The organism is Nocardioides asiaticus, assembly GCF_040049175.1.
Lineage (GTDB): Bacteria > Actinomycetota > Actinomycetes > Propionibacteriales > Nocardioidaceae > Nocardioides > Nocardioides cheoyonin.
The window spans coordinates 394475-415028 of the sequence record NZ_JBDZDM010000003.1; the positions used below are offsets into that span (position 1 = coordinate 394475).

The following is a 20554-nucleotide window of genomic DNA, read 5'->3' on the forward strand; positions in this document are numbered from 1 at the left end:
ATCGGGGGCTCAGACCTCCGCACCCTCGGTGACCGAGCCGCCCTCGGAGTCCGACGGGATGGTCGCGAACGCCGCGGGCGGCTCGCGCCACAGGTCGGGCAGGGTGCCGGCTCCCGCCTGCTCGACGGCGCGCCAGACCCGCTCGGGGGTGCACGGCAGGTCGATGTGGCGTACGCCGAGGTGGCTCAGCGCGTCGACGACGGCGTTCTGCACCGCGGGGGTGGACCCGATCGTCGCGGACTCGCCGATGCCCTTGGCGCCGAGCGGGTTGAGCGGGGTCGGGGTCTCGGTGTTGGCGGTGTCGTACTGGATCGTGTCGGGTGCGCTCGGGATGCAGTAGTCGACGAAACCCGAGGTCAGCGGGGTGCCCTCGGCGTCGTACACCATCTCCTCCCAGAGCGCCTGCGACATGCCCTGCAGCGCGCCGCCGTGCTGCTGCCCCTCGACGATGAGCGGGTTGAGGACCCGGCCGCAGTCGTCGACGGCGACGTGGCGCAGCGGCTTGACGAACCCGGTCTCGGTGTCGACCTCGACGATCGACACGTGGGCACCGAACGGGAAGGTGGCGGCCGCCGCCTTGAAGTCGAAGGTGTCGGACAGACCGGTGCCGCGGGCGTGGGCCTCGGCGGCGATCTGCTTCCAGGAGACCTGCACGTCGGCGACGCCGCGTACGCCGAAGCCGTCCTCGCGCGGCTCGAGGTCGCCGGGGGACGCCTCGAGGAGACCGGCGGCGAGGTCGACGGCCTTCTCGTAGACCTTGTCGGCGGCGCCGCTCACGGCGCTGCCGCCGAGCTGGAGCGAGCGGGACCCGCCGGTGCCGCCGCCGCTGCGGATCCGGGCGGTGTCGGACTGGACGAAGCGGATCCGCTCCATCGGGATCCCGAGCCGGTCCGCGACGATCATCGAGAACGACGTCGCGTGTCCCTGCCCGTGGGCGGAGGTCCCGGCCATGACCGTCGCGTAGCCCTCCTCGTCGACGTCGACCGAGGCGAACTCGGTGCCGCCGAACCCGGTGATCTCGACGTAGGTCGACAGGCCGATCCCGAGCAGCCTCGTCTCGCCCGCCTCGCGCCGGCGCGCCTGCTCGGCGCGGACCGAGTCGACGTCCGCGATCCGCAGCGCCTCGTCGAGTGCGTGCTCGAAGTCCGCGACGTCGTACGTCGCGCCGGTGCGGGTCGTGTAGGGGAAGGCGTCCTTGGGGATCAGGTTGCGCCGCCGGATCTCCTCCGGTGCGAGGCCGAGCTCGTCGGCGGCGACGTCGACGAGCCTCTCGATCATCGCCGCCGCCTCGGGACGACCGGCGCCGCGGAAGGCGCCCATCGGGGCGGTGTTGGTGAGCGCGGCGATCGCGGCATAGGTGACCTTCGGGATGTCGTAGGCGCCCTGCGACATGAGGTAGGTGCCGCCGAGCACGAAGGAGCCGCCGAAGCCGGCGTACGCCCCGCAGTCGCCGACCATCCGCAGCCGTAGGCCGAGGAAGCGACCGTCGTCGTCGAGGCCGAGCTCGGCGTACTGCACCTGGCCGCGGCTCTGCATCGAGATCATCGCCTCGCTGCGGGTCTCGGCCCACTTGACCGGCCGGCCGGCCTCCAGGGCGGCGCCGACGACCGCGCAGTGCTCGGGCGCGACGCCGGCCTTCCCGCCGAACGCCCCGCCGACGTGCGGCGCGACGACCCGGACGTCCTCCGGCGCGAGACCGGCGTACGCCGCAAGCTGGTCGCGCGCCATGTGCGGCTGCTGTGTCGCGACGTGGACGGTGAGCGTCGGCTCGCCCTCGCCGCCGGGGTAGACCGCGATCGCGTGCCCCTCCATCGGCGCGGTGGCGACCCGCTGGTTCTCCATCCGGACGCGTACGACGCGGGCACCCTCGGGCCACGGCGCAGCCTGCGGGTGGGCGACGGGGTCGAGGGAGGCGTCGAAGTCGTCGTCCTTGCGCGAGGCGGCGATGTTGCTGCCGAGCTCCTCGAACTGCAGCGGCGCGCCGTCGGCGAGCGCCGCCTCCATGTCGGCGACCGGGTCGAGCGGCTCGTAGTCGACGAGCACGAGCTCGGCGGCGTCCACCGCGGCCGCCCGCGTCTCGGCGACGACGAGGGCGACCGGGTCGCCGACGTACCTCGCCTTGTCGGCCGTCAGCGCTCCCCGGGGGACGGCGGGGTTGACCGTCGCGAACGGCGTGAACGTCCGGCCCGCGAGGTCCTCCGCCGTCAGGACGCGTACGACGCCGGGCGCCTGCTCGGCCTCCGAGGTGTCGATCGACTCGATGCGCGCGTGCGCGAGCGGGCTGCGGACGAAGACGGCGTGGAGCATCCCGTGCTGCTGCTCGTTGTCGACGAACGTGGACCTGCCGACCAGCAGGTCGGGGTCCTCGACGCGGCGGACGACGGTCCCCAAGATCGATCCCGGCATGGTCGCCACTCTAGACAGGAGGACGAAGTCTCCGCTTTGGAGTTCCCTCGGCCGCGCCCCGTGGCGCATCGCACGCCAGGTAAGGGTCCCCTGGCTTGAAGGGCGCCGGTCAATATCGTCACAATGGTGTTGTGGAATTCGACGAGGCCGCCGTCCAGGCCAAGGACGGGCACAGCGACCGGACCACGCGCCAGCGTGTCGCCCGGTCGATCCTCGTCGACGGTCCCTCGACCGCCGCGGCGCTCGCGGAGCGGCTCGAGCTCACTGCCGCCGCCGTACGCCGCCACCTCGAGGTGCTGGTCGAGGAGGGGGCCGTGGAGCCTCGCGAGCCTCGGGCCCGGGTGCGCGGCCGCGGCCGTCCGGCCAAGGTCTTCGCCCTGACCGAGAAGGGCCGCGAGGGCTTCGACCAGCAGTACGACGACCTGGCCGTCGAGGCGCTGCGGTTCCTGTCCGAGGCGGCCGGCGACGACGGCGTCCGGGAATTCGCCGCGCGCCGGGCGGCTTTCATCGAGGAGGGCTTCGCCCGGGTCGCCGCCAGTGACCCTTCGCTGTCGCCCGCCGAGGTGCTCGCCCGGGTGTTCTCCGACGCGGGCTACGCCGCGTCCGTCAGGGAGCTTCCCATGATCGGAGGAGAGCAAGTGGGGGAGCAGCTGTGCCAACAGCACTGCCCGGTCTCTCACGTCGCCCATGAGTTCCCGCAGCTGTGCGAGGCCGAGACCGAGGCGATCGCCCGGCTTCTCGGCACCCACGTCCAGCGGCTGGCCACGATCGCCCACGGCGACGGGGTCTGCACCACCCACATCCCTCTGACCACCAGCTCGACAGACTCGACACAGAAGAAGGAGCAGGTCACCACATGACCTCCATCGCTGGATCCGATGGCTCGACCAAGGTCGAGCAGCTCAACCCCGAGCTCAAGGGCATCGGGAAGTACGAGTTCGGCTGGGCCGACCCCGACGTCGCCGGTGCCTCCGCGCAGCGCGGCCTCAACGAGGACGTGGTGCGGGGCATCTCGGGCAAGAAGGGCGAGCCGCAGTGGATGCTCGACCTGCGCCTGAAGGGCCTCAAGCTCTTCGAGCGCAAGCCGATGCCCACCTGGGGCTCGGACCTGTCGGGGATCGACTTCGACAACATCAAGTACTTCGTCCGCTCGACCGAGAAGCAGGCGGCGACCTGGGACGACCTCCCGGCCGACATCAAGAACACCTACGACAAGCTCGGCATCCCCGAGGCGGAGAAGCAGCGCCTCGTCGCCGGCGTCGCGGCGCAGTACGAGTCCGAGGTCGTCTACCACCAGATCCGCGAGGACCTCGAGTCCCAGGGCGTGATCTTCCTCGACACCGACACCGCCCTGCGCGAGCACGAGGACATCTTCAAGGAGTACTTCGGCACCGTCATCCCGGTCGGCGACAACAAGTTCGCCGCGCTCAACACCAGCGTCTGGTCGGGTGGCTCCTTCATCTACGTCCCGAAGGGTGTCCACGTCGACATCCCGCTGCAGGCCTACTTCCGGATCAACACCGAGAACATGGGCCAGTTCGAGCGGACGCTGATCATCGTCGACGAGGACGCCTACGTGCACTACGTCGAGGGCTGCACCGCGCCGATCTACTCCTCCGACTCGCTGCACAGCGCGGTCGTGGAGATCATCGTGAAGAAGGGCGGCCGCTGCCGCTACACGACCATCCAGAACTGGTCCAACAACGTCTACAACCTCGTCACCAAGCGAGCGACCTGCGAGGCAGGCGCCACGATGGAGTGGGTCGACGGCAACATCGGCTCCAAGGTGACGATGAAGTACCCCGCCGTCTACCTGATGGGCGAGCACGCCAAGGGCGAGACGCTCTCCATCGCCTTCGCCGGCGAGGGCCAGCACCAGGACGCCGGAGCCAAGATGGTCCACGCCGCGCCGCACACCTCGAGCTCGATCCTGAGCAAGTCGGTCGCCCGCGGCGGCGGTCGGACGTCGTACCGCGGCCTCATCCAGGTCAACGAGGGCGCCACCGGCTCGAAGTCCAACGTGCTCTGCGACGCGCTGCTCGTCGACCAGGTCTCGCGCTCCGACACCTACCCGTACGTCGACATCCGCGAGGACGACGTGTCGATGGGCCACGAGGCGAGCGTCTCGAAGGTCTCCGACGACCAGCTCTTCTACCTGATGAGCCGGGGCATGGCGGAGGACGAGGCGATGGCGATGATCGTGCGCGGCTTCGTCGAGCCGATCGCCAAGGAGCTCCCGATGGAGTACGCCCTGGAGCTGAACCGACTGATCGAACTGCAGATGGAGGGCGCTGTCGGATGACGGCCACTGTTGACAATGTCCGAGACGCGCTCGAGGTCGAGAAGGTGGAGTCGCACCTCCACCCGGAGGGCTCGTTCGACGTCGAGGACCACGCCGTCCCGACGGGCCGCGAGGAGATCTGGCGGTTCACGCCGCTGAAGCGGCTGCGCGGCATCGAGAAGGACGCCCCGTTCGCCGACGGCGCGGTGAAGCTCGAGGTCGAGCCGGCCCAGGGCGTGGTCGTCGAGACCGTGCCCGCCGACTCGCCGCTGCGCGGCTCGTCCGGGCTGGTCCCGACCGACCGCATCTCCGCCCGGGCCTGGGCGGCGGCGACCGGCGCCACGCTGGTCCGGGTGCCCGCCGAGACGGTGGCGCAGGGCGCGACCGTCGTACGCCACCACGGCACCGGCAGCGCGACCGCCGGCGCCGGCCACGGCATCATCCTCGCCGAGCGGTTCTCGAAGGCGACCGTCGTGCTCGCGTTCGACGGCTCCGCCACGGTCGCCGACAACATCGAGATCGTCGTCGAGGACGGCGCCGAGCTCACCGTCGTCTCCCTGCAGGACTGGGACGACGACGCGGTCCACCACTCGACCCAGCACGCCAAGGTCGGCCGTGACGCCAGCCTCAAGCACGTCGCGGTCTCGTTCGGCGGCGACGTCGTACGCCACGACGCCTCGGCCGAGTACTCCGGCCCCGGCGGCTCCGTCGAGATGCTCGGCCTCTACTTCGCCGACGAGGGCCAGCACATCGAGCACCGCCTCTTCGTCGACCACACCGCCCCGAAGACCAAGTCCCACGTGGTCTACAAGGGCGCGCTGCAGGGCGACGGCGCGCACGCGGTCTGGATCGGCAACGTGCTGATCCGCAAGGTCGCCGAGGGCATCGAGACCTACGAGGAGAACCGCAACCTCGTCCTCACCGACGGCTGCCAGGCCGACTCGGTCCCCAACCTCGAGATCGAGACCGGGGAGATCGAGGGAGCCGGGCACGCGTCGGCGACCGGTCGCTTCGACGACGAGCAGCTGTTCTACCTGCGCTCGCGCGGCGTCCCCGAGGCCGAGGCCCGGCGGCTGGTCGTCCACGGCTTCTTCTTCGACCTGATCAAGCAGATCGGCGTCGACGAGCTCGAGGACAAGCTGACCACCACGGTCGAGGCCGAGCTCGCCAAGAACATCAACAACCCGAACGGAGTCACCACCGCATGAGCACCCTGGAGATCAAGGACCTCCACGTCAGCGTCGAGACCGAGGACGGTCCGAAGGAGATCCTCAAGGGCGTCACGCTGACCATCGGTGACGGCGAGACCCACGCGATCATGGGCCCGAACGGCTCGGGCAAGTCGACGCTGGCCTACTCGATCGCCGGCCACCCGAAGTACACCATCACCGGCGGCACCGTCACGCTCGACGGCGAGGACCTCCTCGCGATGACGGTCGACGAGCGCGCCCGGGCCGGGCTCTTCCTCGCGATGCAGTACCCCGTCGAGGTGCCCGGCGTCTCGGTCGCCAACTTCCTGCGTACGGCGAAGACCGCGCTGGACGGCGAGGCCCCGAAGCTGCGCACCTGGGTCAAGGACGTCAACGGCGCCCTGTCGACGATGAACCTCGACGCCTCCTTCGCGCAGCGCTCGGTCAACGAGGGCTTCTCCGGCGGTGAGAAGAAGCGCCACGAGATCGCGCAGCTCTCGCTGCTCGACCCGAAGGTCGCGATCCTCGACGAGACCGACTCCGGTCTCGACATCGACGCACTGAAGATCGTCTCCGAGGGCGTCAACGACTTCCGCCAGCGCGAGCACAAGGGCGTCCTGCTCATCACGCACTACACCCGCATCCTGCGCTACGTGAAGCCCGACTACGTCCACGTCTTCGTCGACGGCCGGGTCGCCGAGTCCGGCGGTCCCGCGCTCGCCGAGGAGCTCGAGGCCAACGGCTACGACCGCTTCGTGAAGGCCACGGTCTGACATGACCTCCCTGCCCGGTCTCCTCCCCGAGCTCGAGGTGGTCCGCAAGGACTTCCCGATCCTCGAGCGCACCTTCGACGGCGTGCCGCTGGTCTACCTCGACAGCGCCAACACCTCGCAGAAGCCGCAGGTCGTCATCGACACGATGGTCGACCACCTCGAGCGCCACAACGCCAACATCGCGCGGGCGATGCACCACCTCGGTGCCGAGTCGACCGAGGCGTTCGAGGCGGCCCGCGACAAGGTCGCGCGCTTCATCGGGGCGCCGGACCGTGACGAGGTGGTCTTCGCGAAGAACATCTCCGAGGGCCTCAACCTGGTCGCCAACACGCTCGCCTGGGCGCGGGGCGACCTCGAGGTCGGGCCCGGCGACGAGGTCGTCATCACCGAGATGGAGCATCACTCCAACATCGTCCCGTGGCAGCTCCTCACCGAGCGCAAGGGCGCGACGCTGAAGTGGTTCGGGCTCACCGACGGTGGGGAGCTGGACCTGTCGAACATCGACGAGGTCATCACCGAGCGGACCAAGGTCGTCGCCCTCACGTGGGTGTCCAACATGCTCGGCACCATCAACCCGATCGCCGAGATCGCGAAGAAGGCCCACGCCGTCGGCGCGATCCTCGTCGTCGACGGCGCGCAGGCGGCGCCCCAGCTGCCGATCGACCTGGCGTCGATGCCCGACGACGAGCGGCCCGACGTGCTCGGCTTCACCGGCCACAAGACGGTCGGCCCGACGGGCATCGGCGTGCTGTGGGGCCGGCGCTCGCTGCTCGAGCAGCTGCCGCCGTTCCTCGGCGGCGGCGAGATGATCGAGACGGTCCGGATGGAGCGCTCGACGTACGCCGGCATCCCGCACAAGTTCGAGGCGGGCACGCCGCCGATCGTCGAGGCGGTCGGCCTCGGTGCCGCGCTGGACTACCTCGGTCACCTCGGCATGGACGCGATCCACCGCCACGAGCAGGCCATCACGGCGTACGCCCTCGAGGGGCTGCAGAGCGTCAAGGGGCTCACGGTGCTCGGCCCGCTCGACGCGGCCCGGCGCGGGGGAGCGATCTCGTTCGAGCTCGAGGGGGTGCACCCGCACGACGTCGCTCAGGTGGTCGACAGCCGCGGCGTGGCCGTCCGCGCCGGCCACCACTGCGCCAAGCCCGCCCATGCGCGGTTCGGCGTGCAGAGCTCGACCCGGATGTCGTCGTACCTCTACACGACGCCCGCCGAGATCGACGCCCTCGTCGACGCGCTGGAATACACCCGGTCCTACTTCAAGTTGGGCTGAGCGTCATGACTACCCAGGATCTCGACGCGCTGTACCAGGAGATCATCCTGGACCACTACAAGAACCCCCACCACAAGGGGCTTCGCGACCCCTTCGAGGCGGAGGTCCACCACGTCAACCCGACCTGCGGCGACGAGGTGACCCTGCGGGTGCACCTCGCCGACGCCCCCGAGGGGACCAAGCTGGTCGAGGACGTGTCGTACGACGCGGTCGGCTGCTCGATCTCCCAGGCGTCGGCCTCCGTGCTGACCGATCTGGTCATCGGCAAGCCGCTCGACGAGGCGATGGCGATCCACGAGGAGTTCCTCACCCTGATGCAGGGCAAGGGCGCGGTCGAGCCCGACGAGGAGGTCCTCGAGGACGGGATCGCGTTCGCCGGCGTCGCCAAGTTCCCCGCCCGGATCAAGTGCGCGCTGCTGTCGTGGATGGCGTGGAAGGACGCCACCGCGCAGTCGCTGTCCAAGGAGGACTCCTGATGACCGAGCAGACCACCGGCCAGACCACCGACGACGGGATCGAGGTCAGCGTCGCCGAGGGTGCCACCCTCGCCGTCGAGGACGTCACCGAGGCGATGAAGGACGTCGTCGACCCGGAGCTCGGGATCAACGTCGTCGACCTCGGGCTGCTCTACGGCGTCCACATCGAGCCGGAGTCGAAGGTCGTGCTCGACATGACCCTCACCTCGGCCGCCTGCCCGCTGACCGACGTCATCCAGGACCAGACAGCGACCGCGCTCGACGGACTGGTCAACGACGTCCACATCAACTGGGTCTGGATGCCGCCCTGGGGCCCCGAGAAGATCACCGACGACGGCCGCGAGATGCTGCGGGCGCTCGGCTTCAACGTGTGATCGGCGGCACGCCCGAGCAGGCCGACCGGCTGCTCGCGCTCGTCCTCGACGGCACCAAGACGGCGACCGCCAGTGCCCTGTGGGACTACGAGGCCGGGGGCGAGGACGACCGCACGCTCGACTCCTGGCGCCACGTGCACCGCGAGTTCTTCTCGACGTACGCCGCCCACGACCGCGGCTTCGCGTTCGACATGCCGGTCGTGCTCGAGCGGTTCGAGGTCCTCTACCGTCGCTGAGCCGCCGGTCGCCCTAGGCTGTCGGCATGGCCGGGAGCGCGGGCAGCAAGCTGAGCATCGTCGGGGCCGGCGCGGTCGGGTCGACGACGGCGTACGCCGCGCTGCTGCGCGGGCTGGCGGAGACGGTGACGCTGTACGACGTCGACGCGGCCCGGGTCCACGCCGAGAGCCTGGACCTGCAGCACGGCATGCAGTTCCTCCAGCCGGCACAGGTGATCGGCTCCGACGACCCGGCGGTGGTCGCCGGGTCCGACGTGGTGATCGTGACGGCGGGGGCGAAGCAGAAGCCGGGGGAGAGCCGCCTGGACCTCGCCGAGCGGTCGGTCGAGATCATGCGGTCGCTGATGCCGAAGCTGGTGGCGCACGCGCCTGACGCGGTCTACCTGATGGTGAGCAACCCCGTGGACGTCATCACGTACGCCGCGCTGCAGCTGAGCGGCCTGCCGCGTCACCAGGTGTTCGGCTCGGGGACCGTGCTGGACTCCTCGCGACTGCGCACGCTCGTGGCGCGCCACGCGGGGGTGGCGCCGCAGCACGTCCACGCCTACATCGTCGGCGAGCACGGCGACTCGGAGATCCCGCTGTGGAGCGAGGCCTCCATCGGGGGCGTGCGCCTCGAGCGCTGGCGCGGCGTCTCCGGGGTCGCCGGCCTCGACGAGGGCATCAGGGCGGAGATCGCGAAGGAGGTCGTCGCCTCGGCGTACACGATCGTGGCCGGCAAGGGCGCGACCAACTACGCGATCGGGCTGGCCTCGGTCGAGATCGCGGAGGCGGTGCTCCGCAACGAGCGCCGGATCCTGCCGGTCTCGACGCTGCTGCAGGGCTACGAGGGCCTGCCGGACGTGTGTCTCTCGCTGCCGTGCATCGTCGACGGCCGCGGCTGCAGCCGACCGGTCGACACCGAGATGAGCGCCGAGGAGCGGGCGGCGCTGGCGGCGTCCGGGCATGCGATCAGGGCCGTCATCGAGCGGGTCGGCCTGCAGTGACGCTCGTCGCCGTCCCCCCGTCCCGGGTGGTGCGCTGGGTCGAGAACTTCGCCTCGCGCCACGGTCCCACCGAGGTCCGGGTCGAGGTCGGCGAGCTGACCGGCTGGGCGGCCGACGGGTCGCACTTCATCGCGTCGCTGCCGTTCCGGACGCCGTACTCCGGGGCTCCCGACGTCGGGGCGTTCGCGTCCGCCGCCGCGCCACCGCCGGACTGGGGCGTGCTGCTGGTCCGCAAGGGTGGCTTCGCCGTCGCCCGGCTGCACGGTGACCAGCTGGTCGCGCACAAGGTGGGGCAGCGCCACGTGCAGGGCCGGTCGAAGGCGGGCGGCTGGAGCCAGCAGCGCTTCGCCCGGCGCCGCTCCCAGCAGGCCAGGGTGGCGTACGAGGCCGCCGCCGACCATGCCGCCCGGCTCCTCGACGGACTGAGCGGCCCGGTCGTGACCGGCGGCGACAAGGGCGCGCTGGAGGAGGTGCTCGCCGACCCGCGGCTGCGCGGCCTGACCGTGGCCGGGCCGCGCCTCGGCGTGCCCGAGCCTCGGCGGGACGTCCTCGACCGGGCGATCGCGGAGGCGACCTCGGTGGGCATCGAGGTGCTCAACGCCGACGAGGCGTGATGCTCGCTCGGCTCTCCGTCGGTCTGCGGTGATCGTGACCTGACGTCGCCGGGGCCTAGTCCAGCCCGAGCTCCTTGCGGCGTACCTCCCAGCGGGCGAGGATCCCGTCGAGCTCGCCCTCGAGGAAGAGCAGGAACTGCACCGCCCGGTCGAGGCGCACGTCGGCGGGCGACTCCTCCCCGAGAAGGTCCCGGCCCGCGGCCAGGGCGGCCCGGATCGGCCCGTAGAGCTGGTCGTGCCTGGTCATCGCGGTGTGCCAGGCGTCGTCGTCGACGACGTAGACGTCGCGGCGGGACCCGGGCTCGCGCTCGCGGCGAACGAGTCCTACGGGCAGGAGGTACTTCACCGCACCCGAGATCCCGGCGGCGCTCGCACCCAGGAACTTGGTCAGCTCGGCGGAGGTCATTCGGCCGTCGTCGTCGACGAGCAGGGCGGCGAACATCCTGGCGGGAAGGCGCGCCATGCCCGCCTGGGCGAGGGCGCCGGCGATCCGCTCCGCCGCTCGCTGCCGCTGGTCCATGGCGACAGCCTAGATAACTTTCAAAATTTTCTGAAATATCGATAGGCTCGTCACGTGACCACATCACCTGTCATCGAGGTCCACGGTCTGGTGAAGACCTTCGGCCGGGTCCGGGCCCTCGACGGTCTCGACCTGACCGTGGCACCGGGAGAGGTGCACGGCTTCCTCGGCCCCAACGGCGCCGGCAAGTCCACCACGATCCGTGTGCTCCTCGGGCTGCTGCGCAAGGACGCCGGCGAGGTGCGCCTGCTCGGCGGCGACCCGTGGCGGGACGCCGCGGCGCTGCACCGCCGGCTGGCGTACGTCCCCGGCGACGTCAGCCTGTGGCCGAACCTCACCGGCGGCGAGGCGATCGACCTCCTCGGTCGCCTCCGCGGCGGGCTCGACGAGAAGCGCCGCGCCGAGCTGGTCGAGCGGTTCGAGCTCGACCCGACGAAGAAGGCACGCAGCTACTCCAAGGGCAACCGGCAGAAGGTCGCACTCGTGGCCGCGCTCGCCTCCGACGTCGAGCTGCTCGTCCTCGACGAGCCGACCTCCGGGCTGGACCCGATCATGGAGGCGGTCTTCCAGGAGTACGTCGAGTCCTTCCGCGACGGCGGCGGCACGGTGCTGCTCTCGAGCCACATCCTCGCCGAGGTCGAGCGGCTGGGCGACCGGGTCAGCATCATCCGGGCCGGCCGCACGGTCGAGACCGGCACCCTCGCGGAGCTGCGCCACCTGACCCGCACCTCGATCTCCGCCGAGGTCGACACGCCGCCGGCCGGGCTGGGCGGACTGACCGGGGTGCACGACCTCGCGGTGGACGGTCACCGGGTGCGGTTCGAGGTCGACTCGGCCGAGCTCGACGCCGCGCTGCGGCTGCTGGTGGCCGGCGGCGTACGCACCCTGACCAGCACGCCGCCCACCCTCGAGGAGATGTTCCTCCGGCACTACGGCGACGAGCTCCCCGAGCTCGCCGAGGAGGAGGCGTGACCGGCGTAGGCGGCCTGCTCCGGTTCCACCTGCGGCGGGACTGGCTGATGGCGCTGTGGTGGTGCCTCGGGCTCACGCTCCTCTACTGGAGCCAGGCGGTGAGCGTGAAGGGGCTCTATGCGACCCAGGCGGAGTTCGACAAGGCCGCGGCCAGCATGGAGGGCAACGCGGCGTTCATCGCGATGGCGGGCCCGGCGCGGGCCCTGAACACCGTCGGCGGCCAGGTGGTCTGGCAGGCGAGCGCGTTCGGGGCCATCGCCGCGGGGCTGATGAGCATGTTCCTGATCGGCCGGCACACCCGCGCGGAGGAGGAGTCAGGCCGCGACGAGCTCGTGCGGTCGGGCGTCGTCGGCCAGCAGGCGCCGCTGGTCGCGGCGATGATCGTCGCGATGGCGGCCAACCTGGTGGCCGGCCTGCTGGTCGCGCTGAGCCTGATGTCGGTGCCGCTGGACGCCGCCGACTCGCTGGCGACCGGTCTCGGGATGACCTTCTGCGGCTGGCTGTTCGCCGCGACCGCGCTGGTCGCCGCCCAGCTCACCCAGAGCACGCGGGCGATGTACGGCATCGCCGGTCTGGTCATCGCCGTGGCGTACGTCCTGCGCGCGATCGGGGACGTCGGCGACCCGTTCCTCAGCTGGCTCTCGCCCATCGGCTGGTACCAGGCGATGCACCCCTTCTCCCGGCTGCGGTGGTGGCCGGCGGTGCTGCTCATCGCAGGCACGGCGGTGGCCGCCATGGCGGCGTACCGGCTGTTCGTCAGGCGCGATATCGGCGGCGGCCTCCTCGCCGACCGCCCCGGACCCGCCCGGGCCGGGGCGGCGCTGGCCAGCGGCTTCGGGCTCGCGTGGCGGCTGCAGCGTGGCTCGGTGATCGGCTGGACGATCGGGATGTTCCTCGGCGGGCTCTCCTACGGCTCGATCGGCAACGACATCGGCGACCTGGTCGGTGACGGCGAGTTCGCCCAGGACGTCCTGGTGCAGAAGGGCGACCTGGTCGACGGCTTCTACGCGACGGCCATCCTCATGCTCGCGATCATCGCGGCCGGCTTCTCGATCTCCTCGGCGCTCCGGCCGCGCGGGGAGGAGGACGGCGGCCGGGGTGAGCCGCTGCTCGCGACCGGGCTCTCCCGGTCGGCCTGGCTGGGTGGGCACGTCGCTGTGACGGTGCTCGGCACGCTCCTCGTGCTCGTCGCCTCCGGGCTCGGGCTCGGCGTCGGCAACGCCATGGTCACCGGCGACGGCGGCGCGGTGGTGCGGCTCGGCGTCCCGGTCCTCGCCCAGCTCGCGCCGGTGCTCGTGCTGAGCGGGCTGGCGCGGCTGCTGTACGGCGTGGCGCCCCGGCTGGCGCAGCTGGCCTGGGTCGGGCTGGTCCTCGCGTTCGTCGTCATGCTGTTCGGCGAGCTGCTCCGGCTGCCGCAGTGGCTGCAGGACCTCTCCCCGTTCGACCACCTCGCGATGGTGCCGGCCGAGGACTTCCGGGTCGTGCCGGTGGTCGTCGTCGCGCTGGTCGCCGTCGCGCTCTCCGCGGCCGGGCAGCTGGCGTTCCGGCGGCGCGACGTCGGCTGACGCGCGCTGGGCGTCCTCAACCGCGGTCCGGTGTGCGACCGGGGCGGACCAGGCCGGTCTCGTACGCCAGCACGGCCGCCTGGACCCGGTCGCGCAGGCCGAGCTTGGTGAGGATCCGGGTCACGTGGGTCTTGACCGTCGTCTCGGAGAGGACGAGGGTGGCGGCGATCTCGGCGTTGGACAGCCCGCCGGCGACCAGGACGAGCACGTCGCGCTCGCGCTCGGTGAGGCGGTCGAGCTCGGCGGGCGAGCGGTCCGGCCCGGGCCCGCTGACGAACTCCTCCACGAGCCGCCGCGTGATGGCGGGCGCCAGCAGCATGTCGCCGGCGGCGATGGTGCGTACGGCGTGGGCCAGGTCGTCGGGCCGGACGTCCTTGAGCAGGAAGCCGCTCGCGCCGGCCCGGATGGCGTCGTACACGTGGCCGTCGAGGTCGAACGTCGTCAGCATCAGCACCCGCACCGAGGAGCCCGAGGTGAGCCGCCGGGCGGCCTCCACGCCGTCCATGACCGGCATCCGCACGTCCATGAGTACGACGTCCGGGTGCTCCCGCGCGCACACCGCGAGCGCCTCGCGGCCGTCGCCGGCCTCGCCGACGACCTCGAGGTCGTCCTCCTCGCCGAGGATCATCGCGAAGCCGCGGCGTACGAGTGCCTGGTCGTCGACGACCACCACCCGGATCATCGGTCTGCCTCCAGCGGGAGCGAGGCAGCGACCGCGAAGCCGTCGGCGCCGTCGGCGGCCGCCGGGCCCGCGCGTAGGCTCCCGCCGCAGGCCTGGACCCGCTCGCGCATGCCGACCAGCCCGTGGCCGCCGCCCGGCGACGGGCGCGCGGGGCCGGGATCGTCGACCTCGACGCAGAACCGGCCGCCCTCGCCCCGGACCCGCAGGGTGGCGCGCCTCGCCAGCGAGTGCCGGAGCACGTTGGTGAGCGCCTCCTGCGCGACCCGGTAGGCGGTCATCGCGACGCCGGCCGGGACGGCGCCGGCGACCGGGCCCGCGTCGTACTCCACCTCCAGCCCCGCCTCCCGGAAGTGGGCGACGAGGGCGGGCAGCTGGTCCAGGCCCGGCTGCGGAGCGGTGTCGCCGCCACGGACGTCGTCGGCGCCGGGGCGGAGCACGCCGAGGAGCTGCCGGAGCTCGTCCATCGCCTCCCGGCCGGAGGCCTGGACGGAGCGCGCGGCCTCGGCGGCGGCGTCGGGGTCCCGTCGCGCCTTCCGCTCGGCGACTCCTGCCTGCACGAGCATCACGGTCACCGAGTGGGAGACCACGTCGTGGATGTCCTGGGCGATGCGCAGCCGCTCCTCGGCGACCGCACGCCGAGCCAGCTCGTCCCGGCTGGCCGCGAGCTCCGCGGTGGTCGCGCGCAGGTCCTCGATGAGCATGTGCCGGTTGCGAAGTGCGCGGCCGGCGCCCCAGGCTCCGCCGATGATCATGAGCAGCCAGCCGAGCGAGCCCCAGGTCACCTCCCCGCTTGCCACCACCGTCACGTAGGCGAAGGCGAAGGCGAGCGCCGCCTCCCGCGTGGGCAGGCGGTAGCCGGTGTGGAACACGAGCAGCAGGCACGCGACGATCGAGGAGAGGAAGTCCTCCTGCGAGAGCCCCAGCCGATAGCTCACCGGGATGGTCGAGAACGCGAGCAGGAACGCCGCCCACAGGGACGTGCACCGGAGCAGCAGCGCGACGGGGTAGCAGACGACCGCGACGGCCGCCACCGGTGTCGGTCCGTCCAGCTGTCCGGCAGCCAGCTCGGCCAGGCCGAGCGCGAGGACGCCGGCCGCGATCGCGAGGTCGAGCAGAGACGGGCGCTGCAGCCGCATGAGGGGAGCGTAGGGCGGCGCGGGGGCCGGCGCGTCGTACTTCCGGAGGAGGTCCCTCGTCCTGGGGACGTATGCCGGCGGGGTGAAGGTCGTCCGCGCTGCGGGCCCGGTCCCTTCCGGCGTACGACGTGGACGCCGGGGCCGCGGACCTAGGTTCGGTGCTCCGCAGGTCGCCGTACGACCACCGTCACGACACAGGAGCACACCTCATGACCGCCATCGCCACCGGGCTCACACCGGCCCCGAGCACCGCCGACGACCCGAGCAGCACGGCCGTCCGCCTGCGCCGCTACCTCGGCGCCGCCTGTCTGCCCGGCGTCTTCGTGCTGATGATCCTCGGCACGCTCGTCGTCGACCCGCTCGACGACAGCGCCTCGAGCACGACGATGTTCGAGCAGGCCGCCGGCCACCTCGGCACCATCCAGGTGCTCGCCTGGCTCGAGCTGCTCTGCGCGCCCGTCGGCGTCGCCGGGCTGCTGGCCGTGGTCGGAGCCGTACGACGCCGGGGCGCGGGCTGGGCGAACGCCGTCGGAGTCCTCGCGGTGCTGACCGCTGTCGGCCAGGTCGCCATCAGCCTCAACCACCTCGTCCTCGTCGGCCTCGCGAAGGCCGACATGTCGGCCGCACAACGCGTCGACGCGCTCGACTCGTTCCACCACGTCGGCGGCCCGATGCCGGTCCTGTTCTTCCTCAGCGCGCTGGCCTACCCGCTCGCCGGGGTGGCCGCCTCGCGGGCCGGGCTGGTGCCGAAGGCCGTCCTCGTGCCGTCGCTGCTGTTCTTCCTCACGGTCTTCCTGCCGGACTCGGAGATCGGCCAGTACGTCCCGCTCGTGGTGGGCGTCGTCCTCGGTGGCTGGATCGGCCGGGGCCTGCTCGCCCGGCGCTGAGGGGGCCGGCTCGCCCGGGGAGCCGGCGGGCGCCGATCGCCGCGTGGTGGCGCTGCCGCCGCGCGGCGATCGGCTAGCGTCCGGAGGCATGTGGCAGCCCGAACCCGGGTGGCATCCGCTGCCCGGCGGCACCGGACCCTCCACGCTGGGGGTCTGGCGGGCTGCCGTCGGCGACCGGCCGGTCGTGATCAAGAGGGTCGCCCCGCCGACGGCGTACGACCCGGAGGCGCTGAGCGACCCCCGGCACTTCGCCTACTGGCGGCGCGGGGCCGACGTGGCGACGTACGGCCTGGTCGACGACACGCCCGGACTGGTCGGATCACCGACCGAGGTGACCGAGGACGCCGAGGGCATCACGCTCGTCACCGACTGGGTCGAGGACGCCGCCAACTCGGGTCTGTTCGTGGCCCTCTCGCTCGGCCGGTTCGCGGGTGCCAAGCTCGGCCATGTCCGGTGGCTCGCACGCAGCCAGCTCCGCGACCGGCTCGCGCGGGTCGAGGAGCGCGGCGGCTGGCGTACGCTCGCGCGGACCACGGCCGCGGACGTCGCCGCCGTGCTCTGGGACCGGCGTGGTCGCTTCCTCGACCTGACCGACGCGCTCCCGCAGGTGCCGCAGCACGGCGACCCGACGCCCGGCAACCTCCCTGGCCGGACCGCCGAGGACGGCGAGGACCGGCTGGTCGCGATCGACTGGTCGAGCCTGGGCTATGGACCGGTCGGCGGCGACCTCGGGCTCTACCTGCTGACCGCGCGGGAGGAGTTCGAGCCGCTCCTCGACGCCTATCTGCTCGGGCTCCCCGACGGTCTCGCCACCCGCGAGCAGGCCGCCCTCGGTGCCCAGGTCAGCGCCGTCTACACCGCGATGAGCCGTGCCGAGTGGGCGCTCGCGCGCGTCGCCGGGGGAGAGGGCGCGCTCGCCGCGAAGTACCGCCACCCGGCCGTCGCGCCGCACCTGCGCGCCCTGCAGCGCCAGGCGGCCCTCGTCGAGGCGCTGCTGGAACGCTAGGTCGTACGCCGGCCTACGGGTTGTCGAGGTCGTTCGTGCCGAAGGTGTCGCACCCGTTGATGTCGTCGTTGGCGCTGCGTCCGGCGTTGAACCACGCGACCCGCTCGGCGGACGAGCCGTGGGTCCACGACTCGGGGTTGGTTCCGTTCTGCATGCGGTTCTGGATGTAGTCGTCGCCGACGTCATGGGCGGCGGCGATCCCTTCCTGGATGTCCTGGTCGGTGATGTCCTCGATGAGGCCGTCGCCCTCGGCGGCCGCGGTCCACATCCCGGCGTAGCAGTCCGCCTGGAGCTCGAGCCGGACCGAGTCGCTCTTCGGGCCCTGCTGCGTCTTGACCTGGCTCATCGTGCCGAGGAGGTTCTGGATGTGGTGGCCGTACTCGTGCGCGATGACGTAGGCGCGGACGAACGGCGAGTCCTGGCCGCCGAGCTGGGCGAAGATCGTGGTGAAGAAGTCGGTGTCGAGATAGATGGTCTGGTCGCCCGGGCAGTAGAACGGGCCCACGTCGCTGGTGGCAGTGCCGCAGCCGTCGGTCTGGACCGAGCCGTGGAAGACCTCGACGGCGTTCTCCGGGTGGAACCTGCCCTGCACCTGGGGCTGGTCCTTCCAGTAGTCGGTCAGCGAGTTCTCGACCGCCACGAGCGCGCACTCCGCGTGGTTGTTGGCGTCGTCGCCGGTCTGGCACTGGGAGTAGTCGAACTCCGACCCCGAGTCGGAGCCGGTGACCCCCGCGCCGCTGAACGCGGAGGCGTCGAGGCTGGTGCTGCTGCTGCCGCCGAGCTGACTGCTCAGGAACCACACGAGCAGGGCGACGATGATCGCGCCGATCCCGCCCCCGGCCTTGAGGCCGCCGGGGATCGGGATGCCCCCGCCACCACCGAGCCCGCCTCCGACGCTGCCACCGGATCCGCTGCCACCGACGTCACGCGTGCGACTGGTGTCGAGCCTGGCCTTCGGGTTGAACCGCATGACTGCCCCCTGGCGTACCGAATCGCGGGGCCCGGCGCCCCGCCCATACACTAGTGACGATCATGATCACCGCCCATGACCTGGAAGTCCGCGTCGGGGCGCGCCTTCTCATGGAGCACGTCAGCTTCCGCGTCGGACCGGGCGACAAGATCGGCCTGGTCGGCCGCAACGGTGCGGGCAAGACGACGCTCACGAAGGTGCTCGCCGGCGACCAGCTACCCGCCTCCGGGAACGTCACCCGGAGCGGCGATCTCGGCTACCTTCCGCAGGACCCGCGGGTCGGCGACCCGGAGGTCCTGGTCCGTGACCGGATCCTCTCCGCGCGCGGCCTGGACGACGCCGTACGCCGGATGCGGGCCGCCGAGGAGGAGATGGGCTCCGACGACCCGGCCACGCGCGAGCGGGCGATGAGGCGCTACCAGAAGGCGCACGACGCGCTCGACGCCGGCGGCGGGTACGCCGCCGAGGCGGAGGCGCTGCAGATGGCGCAGGCGCTCGGCATCCCCGACCGGCTCATGGAACAGCAGCTCAAGACCCTCTCGGGCGGCCAGCGGCGCCGCGTCGAGCTCGCACGGATCCTCTTCTCGGGCGCCGAGGTGCTGATCCTCGACGAGCCCACCAACCACCTCGACGCCGACTCCATCATCTGGCTGCGGGACTGGATGAAGTCCTACAAGGGTGGCTTCATCGTCATCTCCCACGACAACGACCTGCTCGGCGAGACGGTCAACAAGGTCCTCCACCTCGACGCCAACCGGGCGACCATCGACGTCTACAACATGGGCTGGAAGCTCTATCTCGAGCAGCGGGAGACCGACGAGAAGCGCCGTAAGAGGGAGCTCCTCAACGCCCAGAACAAGGCCAAGACGCTGACCGACCAGGCCAACAAGATGCGCGCGAAGGCGACGAAGGCCACCGCCGCGCAGAACATGCTCAAGCGCGCCGAGCGGCTGATGGCCGGCGTGGAGGGCGAGCGGCAGGCCGACAAGGTGGCGGCGATCAAGTTCCCCTCACCCGCGCCGTCCGGCCGTACGCCGCTCACCGCGTCGGGGCTGTCGAAGTCCTACGGCTCCCTCGAGGTCTTCACCGACGTCGACCTCGCCATCGACCGCGGGTCGCGGGTGGTCATCCTCGGCCTCAACGGCGCCGGCAAGACGACGCTGCTGCGCATCCTCGCCGGCGTCGACCAGCCCGACACCGGCATGGTCGTCCCCGGACACGGGCTGAAGGTCGGCTACTACGCCCAGGAGCACGAGACCCTCGACGTCTCGCGCTCCGTGCTCGACAACATGCAGTCCTCGGCCCCCGCGCTGACCGACACCGAGGCGCGCACCGTGCTCGGCGCGTTCCTCTTCTCCGGCGACGACGTCCACAAGCCGGCCGGTGTGCTCTCCGGCGGCGAGAAGACCCGGCTCGCGCTCGCCTCGCTCGTCGTCTCCAGCGCCAACGTGCTGCTGCTCGACGAGCCGACCAACAACCTCGACCCCGCCTCCCGCGAGGAGGTGCTCGACGCCATCCGGCGCTACGAGGGTGCGATCGTGCTCGTCACCCACGACGAGGGCGCCGTCCACGCCCTCGAGCCGGACCGCGTCCTCATCCTCCCCGACGGTGTCGAGGACCTCTGGAACGAGTCGTACGCCGACCTGGTGTCGCTCGCATGAGCAGCGACGACCCCGGCGTCTTCGACGCGCCGCTGCGCCAGCAGCTCGAGGCCTTCCTCGACGACCACCGGGCGGAGCTGGCGGCCTGCCTCGACGGCCTGACCGAGGAGGAGGCGCGGCGCCGCCTGGTGCCGTCGCGGACGACGCTCCTCGGCCTGGTCAAGCACGCGACCTTCGTGGAGAAGGTCTGGTTCGACGAGGCGGTCACCTGCCGCTCGCGCGAGGAGATCGGCATCCCGGCGACACCCGACGAGTCCTTCGGGCTGAGCGACGAGGACACGGTCGACTCGGTGAGGTCGGCGTACGTCGCGGCGTGCGAGGCGTCCCGGCAGGCTGTCGCCGGGCTCGGGCCGGACGACGTCGTACGCGGCAACCGGCGCGGTCCGCTCCCGCTGCGGTGGGTCTACCTGCACATGCTGCGCGAGCTGGCGCAGCACTGCGGCCACGCCGACATCCTGCGCGAGCAGGTGCTCGCAGCCCGCGGCTGACCAGCGCTGTCCGGAAACCGGCTCCGGTCGTGTCGGTGCCGGTCGCTAGCGTTGC

21 protein-coding genes are annotated in these 20554 nt (G+C 71.7%); 16 read left to right on the forward strand and 5 right to left on the reverse strand.

Features of this window, described 5'->3' with window-relative positions; genetic code table 11:
* Positions 1–9 precede the first annotated feature (9 nt).
* Positions 10–2406 (reverse strand): xanthine dehydrogenase family protein molybdopterin-binding subunit, encoded by a 2397-nt coding sequence (locus ABLE53_RS12445; RefSeq protein WP_348859262.1) that lies wholly within the window; start codon positions 2404–2406, stop codon positions 10–12.
* A 131-nt stretch (positions 2407–2537) separates the two neighbouring features.
* On the opposite strand from ABLE53_RS12445, the gene ABLE53_RS12450 reads away from it, so the two are divergent.
* From ABLE53_RS12450 to ABLE53_RS12495, 10 genes are read left to right on the forward strand one after another with little or no spacing between them, the layout of a single operon-like run.
* Positions 2538–3266, forward strand: a complete 729-nt coding sequence (locus ABLE53_RS12450) for a helix-turn-helix transcriptional regulator (RefSeq protein WP_348859263.1) — start codon at positions 2538–2540, stop codon at positions 3264–3266.
* Positions 3263–4708, forward strand: a complete 1446-nt coding sequence (sufB, locus tag ABLE53_RS12455) for a Fe-S cluster assembly protein SufB (RefSeq protein ID WP_348859264.1) — start codon at positions 3263–3265, stop codon at positions 4706–4708. The genes ABLE53_RS12450 and sufB overlap by 4 nt, the downstream gene beginning before the upstream one ends.
* On the forward strand, positions 4705–5895 hold the full coding sequence (gene sufD / locus ABLE53_RS12460) for a Fe-S cluster assembly protein SufD (RefSeq protein ID WP_348859265.1): 1191 nt from the start codon (positions 4705–4707) through the stop codon (positions 5893–5895). Before sufB ends, sufD begins: the two co-directional genes overlap by 4 nt.
* Complete coding sequence (gene sufC, locus ABLE53_RS12465; protein ID WP_348859266.1) at positions 5892–6650, forward strand: Fe-S cluster assembly ATPase SufC; 759 nt, start codon at positions 5892–5894, stop codon at positions 6648–6650. The genes sufD and sufC overlap by 4 nt, the downstream gene beginning before the upstream one ends.
* 1 nt (position 6651) lies before the next feature.
* On the forward strand, positions 6652–7926 hold the full coding sequence (locus tag ABLE53_RS12470; RefSeq protein WP_348859267.1) for a cysteine desulfurase: 1275 nt from the start codon (positions 6652–6654) through the stop codon (positions 7924–7926).
* A 5-nt stretch (positions 7927–7931) separates the two neighbouring features.
* A complete protein-coding gene (gene sufU, locus ABLE53_RS12475; protein ID WP_348859268.1) occupies positions 7932–8402 on the forward strand; it encodes a Fe-S cluster assembly sulfur transfer protein SufU in 471 nt (156 codons plus the stop codon).
* Complete coding sequence (locus tag ABLE53_RS12480) at positions 8402–8776, forward strand: metal-sulfur cluster assembly factor (RefSeq protein ID WP_348859269.1); 375 nt, start codon at positions 8402–8404, stop codon at positions 8774–8776. Before sufU ends, ABLE53_RS12480 begins: the two co-directional genes overlap by 1 nt.
* Positions 8773–9012 (forward strand): ASCH domain-containing protein, encoded by a 240-nt coding sequence (locus ABLE53_RS12485; protein ID WP_348859270.1) that lies wholly within the window; start codon positions 8773–8775, stop codon positions 9010–9012. Before ABLE53_RS12480 ends, ABLE53_RS12485 begins: the two co-directional genes overlap by 4 nt.
* 26 nt (positions 9013–9038) lie before the next feature.
* Positions 9039–9998 (forward strand): L-lactate dehydrogenase, encoded by a 960-nt coding sequence (locus ABLE53_RS12490; RefSeq protein WP_348859271.1) that lies wholly within the window; start codon positions 9039–9041, stop codon positions 9996–9998.
* Entirely contained in the window at positions 9995–10612 is a 618-nt protein-coding gene (locus ABLE53_RS12495) for an acVLRF1 family peptidyl-tRNA hydrolase (RefSeq protein ID WP_348859272.1), read from the forward strand. Before ABLE53_RS12490 ends, ABLE53_RS12495 begins: the two co-directional genes overlap by 4 nt.
* A 55-nt stretch (positions 10613–10667) precedes the next feature.
* Here ABLE53_RS12495 and ABLE53_RS12500 read toward each other — a convergent pair whose 3' ends face one another.
* Complete coding sequence (locus ABLE53_RS12500; protein WP_348859273.1) at positions 10668–11132, reverse strand: GbsR/MarR family transcriptional regulator; 465 nt, start codon at positions 11130–11132, stop codon at positions 10668–10670.
* Positions 11133–11186: 54 nt separating this feature from the next.
* Between ABLE53_RS12500 and ABLE53_RS12505 the strand changes: the two genes are divergently transcribed.
* Both ABLE53_RS12505 and ABLE53_RS12510 read left to right on the forward strand, forming a co-directional pair.
* A complete protein-coding gene (locus tag ABLE53_RS12505; RefSeq protein WP_348859274.1) occupies positions 11187–12104 on the forward strand; it encodes an ABC transporter ATP-binding protein in 918 nt (305 codons plus the stop codon).
* The gene (locus ABLE53_RS12510; protein ID WP_348859275.1) at positions 12101–13669 is read left to right on the forward strand and encodes an ABC transporter permease; all 1569 of its coding nucleotides are present in this window, start codon (positions 12101–12103) and stop codon (positions 13667–13669) included. Before ABLE53_RS12505 ends, ABLE53_RS12510 begins: the two co-directional genes overlap by 4 nt.
* A 16-nt stretch (positions 13670–13685) precedes the next feature.
* Here ABLE53_RS12510 and ABLE53_RS12515 read toward each other — a convergent pair whose 3' ends face one another.
* The gene (locus ABLE53_RS12515; RefSeq protein ID WP_348859276.1) at positions 13686–14351 is read right to left on the reverse strand and encodes a response regulator; all 666 of its coding nucleotides are present in this window, start codon (positions 14349–14351) and stop codon (positions 13686–13688) included.
* A complete protein-coding gene (locus ABLE53_RS12520) occupies positions 14348–15487 on the reverse strand; it encodes a sensor histidine kinase (protein WP_348859277.1) in 1140 nt (379 codons plus the stop codon). The genes ABLE53_RS12515 and ABLE53_RS12520 overlap by 4 nt, the downstream gene beginning before the upstream one ends.
* Positions 15488–15696: 209 nt before the next feature.
* Here ABLE53_RS12520 and ABLE53_RS12525 point away from each other — a divergent pair, with 209 nt between their 5' ends.
* Both ABLE53_RS12525 and ABLE53_RS12530 read left to right on the forward strand, forming a co-directional pair.
* Positions 15697–16374, forward strand: a complete 678-nt coding sequence (locus ABLE53_RS12525; RefSeq protein ID WP_348859278.1) for a hypothetical protein — start codon at positions 15697–15699, stop codon at positions 16372–16374.
* A gap of 88 nt (positions 16375–16462) precedes the next feature.
* Complete coding sequence (locus ABLE53_RS12530) at positions 16463–17380, forward strand: phosphotransferase (RefSeq protein WP_348859279.1); 918 nt, start codon at positions 16463–16465, stop codon at positions 17378–17380.
* A gap of 13 nt (positions 17381–17393) precedes the next feature.
* On the opposite strand, the gene ypfJ is transcribed toward ABLE53_RS12530, so the two are convergent.
* Positions 17394–18350 carry a KPN_02809 family neutral zinc metallopeptidase gene (gene ypfJ, locus ABLE53_RS12535; protein ID WP_348859280.1) on the reverse strand — a complete coding sequence of 319 codons (957 nt, stop codon included), beginning with the start codon at positions 18348–18350 and terminating at the stop codon, positions 17394–17396.
* Positions 18351–18412: 62 nt separating this feature from the next.
* Between ypfJ and ABLE53_RS12540 the strand changes: the two genes are divergently transcribed.
* Both ABLE53_RS12540 and ABLE53_RS12545 read left to right on the forward strand, forming a co-directional pair.
* Complete coding sequence (locus tag ABLE53_RS12540; protein WP_348859281.1) at positions 18413–20011, forward strand: ABC-F family ATP-binding cassette domain-containing protein; 1599 nt, start codon at positions 18413–18415, stop codon at positions 20009–20011.
* A complete protein-coding gene (locus ABLE53_RS12545) occupies positions 20008–20499 on the forward strand; it encodes a DinB family protein (protein WP_348859282.1) in 492 nt (163 codons plus the stop codon). Before ABLE53_RS12540 ends, ABLE53_RS12545 begins: the two co-directional genes overlap by 4 nt.
* Positions 20500–20554 lie beyond the last annotated feature (55 nt).